Origin of the sequence: Sporosarcina sp. P26b, from assembly GCF_002743245.1 — a bacterium.
GTDB lineage: Bacteria > Bacillota > Bacilli > Bacillales_A > Planococcaceae > Sporosarcina > Sporosarcina ureae_C.
In genome coordinates this window covers 1-1,897 of record NZ_PDYW01000058.1, presented here as the reverse complement: position 1 = coordinate 1,897, position 1,897 = coordinate 1, and the positions used below count along the sequence as shown (strand labels likewise).

General features: G+C 43.4%; 2 protein-coding genes. Both read left to right on the top strand.

Annotation, left to right across the window (positions count from 1 at the left end):
• A partial coding sequence (locus CSV69_RS16490; RefSeq protein WP_158232712.1) for an ATP-binding protein occupies window positions 1-142 on the top strand: 142 nt, incomplete at its 5' end.
• 165 nt (window positions 143-307) lie between these two features.
• Entirely contained in the window at window positions 308-1,336 is a 1,029-nt protein-coding gene (locus CSV69_RS16485) for a YifB family Mg chelatase-like AAA ATPase (RefSeq protein WP_255396897.1), read from the top strand.
• Window positions 1,337-1,897: the final 561 nt, after the last annotated feature.

Sequence of the window (1,897 nt, the reverse complement as noted above, 5' to 3'; positions counted from 1 at the left end):
TGAATGGGGAAAGTTCTTGGGTGACCCAACTCTGACTACTGCAATCCTAGATCGTCTTCTTCATCGCAGCGAAATTCTTACATTTAGTGAAGAGCAGGATAGCATTCGGATGAAATACAGAAAAACCCTTTTTACAGAATGAAGTGTTGAGTCTTAATTGATGAAAACTGTTGAAAGTTATTTATCGAAAACTGTTGAATTCTACTTGACGGTTACAGGAATCGAAAGAGCGTATTTTAAGTTGTTTGCATCATTTGGATTTTGATTTGACAATGAAGAAGATTACGATTCATTTGTCGTCTGCGATATACGGAAGAGCGGGACGGGTTTTGATGGTGCAATGTTGCTTGCGGCTATTCAGGAACTGACGGATCAGCCTTTGCCGCTAGATGATTCCATCTGTGTGATTACGTCTCTATCACTGCATGGTGAATTGGTTCCATTCCATGGCTTGTTGCCTGCAATCCAGCAAGCGTTGACTTTAGGATTCAAACGGATCTATTTGCCACCTGTGGATGTATCGTTTCTTGACTTTGCGCAAGACGTGGAGTTGATTCCGCTTCCGACAGTGGAAGCGTTGCTTGAGCATCTTCGAGGACAGTCTACGTTCATGTTTGAGGGCTTTCTATCTCCTGTTATTACAGAACAGGCATCTACTCACGAGCTGCCGGAGACGGATTTTGCCTCAATCCGTGGCCAGCAACAGGCGAAGCGCGCACTGGAAATTGCGGCGGCAGGGGGACATCATACGTTATTGATTGGTCCGCCGGGGTGCGGCAAGAGTATGCTGGCATGTGCATTTTCTTCCATTATGTCTGACTTGGCACAGGAAGAGGCACTTGAAGTGTATAGCTTGTATCATCTCGCGCGGGAAAAGCAGGGGATGACGTTGCGTCCGCCGTATCGTCAACCGCATCATTCCGCTTCTGCCATATCACTGATTGGTGGGGGTACTTATCCGAGGCCTGGAGAGATTTCTTTGGCGCACCGTGGAATACTGTTTCTTGATGAGCTGGGTGAATTTTCTCGGAAGACGCTGGATATGTTGCGGCAGCCGATGGAGTCTGGTGAAGTGACGATTAGTCGGGTCAAGCAGACTGTGAGCTATCCGGCTTCGTTTACTTTGATTGCTGCAACGAATCCTTGTCCATGTGGTTATTATGGTTCCCATGAGCGATACTGTACATGTTCTTCGAAACAGGTGACAAACTACCAACTGAAAGTGTCTGGTCCGATTTTAGACAGGCTGGATTTTGTTTTGTCTTTACAGAGCAGCGGATTGAAAGAGAAAAATACATCTGAACGTTCTGAAGATATTCGCAAGCCTTTATCATGACTACTTATTATCGTTTATTAATCCGTTCAGAAGACGACTTATCTAAAATTATGCGGCACATTAGTCGTAAATATAGTGATTATTGTGCAAAGCGTTACAGTCATGTCGGATAAATCTGTCAAGGTCGTTATTTTTCTAAAGAAGTTGATTCTCCTCAAGCCGTGCTGGCCGTTAGCCGATAGATACACCGAAATCCAATCGAAACAAAAATACCCATGGTGAAGTGCTTGTCTGATTATCCATTTAGTACGTTTCCCTATTACTATTCATCTAATAAAATGCTTCAACCTTATATAGACATAGAACAACTTCCACGCTATTTGGCACCACCATTTGAGAAAACTATAGAAGCATATGTTGATTATTGTTTAATGGAAGTAGAAGAGATATTAAATATTGAGCAGTATATTAAGCAGGAGGTACTTATTGACTACAGCCATGCGATTGTTCCACTCTTGCCATGTTTTTGGTCCACTTCTGACATCAAATTGTTCCATCCTTGCCATAGGGAAGTCCACGCAAATTATTCTTAAAACAGCCACCGAACCGAATCTTCGATGG